Below are 2,777 nucleotides of genomic sequence, written 5' to 3'. Positions count from 1 at the left end.
CCTGATCGGCCAGGCCATGGCGACCACGCCGGGCATCTTCGATTACAAGCAGATGGCCGACAACGAGTCGATGCTGAACACCCCGCCGTGCTTCGCCTGGTACGTGTCGGGCCTGGTGTTCAAGTGGATCAAGGACAACGGTGGCCTGGCGGGCATCGGTGAGCGCAACGCCCGCAAGGCCGGAGCGCTGTACGACTACATCGACAGCCAGGACTTCTACAGCAACCCGGTGGCCAAGGCCAACCGCTCGCGCATGAACGTGCCGTTCGTGCTGGCCAATGCCGAGCTGGACGCGGAGTTCCTCAAGGGCGCCAAGGCCGCCAGCCTGTCGGGCTTGAAGGGTCACCGCTCGGTGGGCGGCATGCGCGCCAGCCTGTACAACGCGATGACGCAGGACGGCGTGAACGCGCTGATCGAATACATGAAGGAATTCGCCCGTACGCGCGGCTGAGACGCAACAGACTCTGGTCCGCAAATGAACGCGAATGAACGCAAATAAATTATTTCTTCTATTGGCGTTTATTTGCGTTTATTAGCGGACTGACTAAATCTTTAAAGGAATCTTCCCATGTTCAAGATCCAGACCCTCAACAACATCTCCGTCCTCGGCCTCGAGCGCCTGCCGCGCGAGCGCTACGAAGTCGCCTCCGAGCTGTCCAGCCCGGACGCCGTGATGGTGCGCTCGGCCGACATGCACAAGCTCGATATCCCGACCAGCGTGAAGGCCATCGGCCGCGCCGGCGCCGGTACCAACAACATCCGGTCGCGGCCCTGTCCAAGCGCGGCGTGGTGGTGTTCAACGCCCCGGGCGCCAACGCCAACGCGGTCAAGGAACTGGTGCTGTCCGGCATGCTGCTGGCGGCGCGCAACATCCCGCAGGCCCTGGACTTCGTGAAGAAGCTCGACGGCGACGACAAGGCCATGCACCTGGCGGTCGAGGACGGCAAGAAGAAGTTCGTCGGTTTCGAGCTGCCGGGCCGCACCCTGGGCGTGATCGGCCTGGGTGCCATCGGCGTCAAGGTGGCCAACGCCGCCCTGGAACTGGGCATGACGGTCTACGGCTATGACCCGGCGATGACGGTGACCAACGCCTGGCAGCTGAACTCCGGCGTGCGCCAGGCCCTGTCGGTGGACGACCTGGTGTCCAAGAGCCAGTTCATCTCGGTGCACGTGCCGCTGCTGGACGCCACCCGCGGCCTGATCAATGCCGACCGCCTCAAGCTGATGCCCAAGAAGGGCGTCATCCTGAACTTCGCTCGCGAGGCCATCGTCGACGAGAAGGCCGTGATCGAGTCGCTGGACGCCGGCGGCCTGCACGCCTATGTCTGCGACTTCCGAGCAATGCCTCAAGGGCCACCCCGCGTGATCGCGACCCCGCACCTGGGCGCCAGCACCGGCGAGGCCGAGGACAACTGCGCCGTAATGGTTGCCGACCAGCTGCGCGAGTTCCTGGAACTGGGCAACGTGCGCAACTCGGTCAACTTCCCCGAGGCGGTGATGGCCCTGCTGCCGGGCAAGACCCGCCTGTGCATCGTCAACGAGAACGTGCCGAACATGGTCGGCCAGATTTCCACGACCCTGGCCAAGCACAACCTGAACATCGCCGACCTGCTCAACAAGTCGCGCGGCGATCTGGCCTACACCATCGTGGACGTGGACTCCGGCTGCGCCCAGGACGTGGTGCAGGAACTCCAGGGCATCCAGGGCGTGCTGTCGGTGCGCTGCATCCCGGCCCGCTAAGCCTAAAGAAGACATCGGTCCGCAAATGGACGCAAATGAACGCGAATAGGCCGGAATATTAATTTGCGTTTATTTGCGTTCATTCGCGGACTGCCTGGTCTTGGAAGGGCTAGGGACGGCAAGGGGAGCGCGTACAATCGCGCTCCCTGTTTTCGTTACGGCACCCATGAACAACGAACTGGCCCAGGCCCGCACCCGGATCGACGCCCTGGACGAGCAGATCCAGACGCTGATCTCGCAGCGCGCCCGCATCGCCCAGGATGTCGCCCACATCAAGGAAAAGATGGGCGACAGCACCGGCAACCACTACCGCCCCTCGAGGGAGGCGGAGGTGCTGCGCCGCGCGATGGAGCGCAATACCGGCCCGCTGACCGACGAGACGGTGGCGCGGCTGATGCGCGAGATCATGTCGGCCTGCCTGTCGCTGGAATCGCCGCTGAAGATCGCCTACCTGGGGCCCGAGGGTACCTATACCCAGGCGGCGGTGCAGAAGCACTTCGGCGACAGCATCACGGCGCGCCCGGCGGCGGCGATCGACGAGATCTTCCGCGACGTGGAAACCGGCAATGCCGACTACGGCGTGGTGCCGGTGGAGAACTCCCTGGGCGGCATCGTCAGCCACACCCTGGACGAGCTGGCCCAGACCACGCTGCGCATCTGCGGCGAGGTGACGCTGCCGATCCACCACTGCCTGCTGTCCACCGAGACCTCGATCGAGGGCATCACGCACATCTACTCGCACCAGCAGTCCTTTGCGCAGTGCCGCAAGTGGCTGGATGCGCGCCTGCCCAAGGCCGAGAAGGACACCGTGGCCAGCAACGCCCAGGCGGTGCTGATCGCCCGCGAGAAGGGCGGGGCGGCCATCGCCGGCCAGCAGGCGGCCAAGCTCTACGGCATGAACATCCTGGCCTCGAACATCGAGGACGACCCCAACAACACCACGCGCTTCCTGATCATCGGCAAGCACGACCCGTCGCCCACGGCGACGACGTCACCTCGGTGGTGCTGACCGCGCAGCGCAACATGCCCGGCGCGCT

General features: G+C 64.8%; 4 protein-coding genes. All 4 read left to right on the top strand.

What is annotated here, in order from left to right:
- Positions 1–451 (top strand): aminotransferase class V-fold PLP-dependent enzyme (locus tag D3874_RS27725; RefSeq protein ID WP_119782912.1); only part of this gene is annotated, 451 nt, incomplete at its 5' end.
- Positions 452–568: 117 nt separating this feature from the next.
- Positions 569–895 (top strand): Rossmann-fold NAD(P)-binding domain-containing protein, encoded by a 327-nt coding sequence (locus D3874_RS29770; RefSeq protein WP_199699408.1) that lies wholly within the window; start codon positions 569–571, stop codon positions 893–895.
- Complete coding sequence (locus D3874_RS27720; RefSeq protein WP_199699407.1) at positions 787–1,740, top strand: phosphoglycerate dehydrogenase; 954 nt, start codon at positions 787–789, stop codon at positions 1,738–1,740. Before D3874_RS29770 ends, D3874_RS27720 begins: the two co-directional genes overlap by 109 nt.
- Before the next feature lie 166 nt (positions 1,741–1,906).
- A complete protein-coding gene (pheA, locus tag D3874_RS27715; RefSeq protein ID WP_199699406.1) occupies positions 1,907–2,749 on the top strand; it encodes a chorismate mutase in 843 nt (280 codons plus the stop codon).
- Positions 2,750–2,777: the final 28 nt, after the last annotated feature.

It is taken from the genome of Oleomonas cavernae, from assembly GCF_003590945.1.
Classification (GTDB): domain Bacteria; phylum Pseudomonadota; class Alphaproteobacteria; order Zavarziniales; family Zavarziniaceae; genus Zavarzinia; species Zavarzinia cavernae.
The sequence above is the reverse complement of the archived record's forward strand: the minus strand, read 5'-3'. Positions and strand labels throughout refer to the sequence as shown.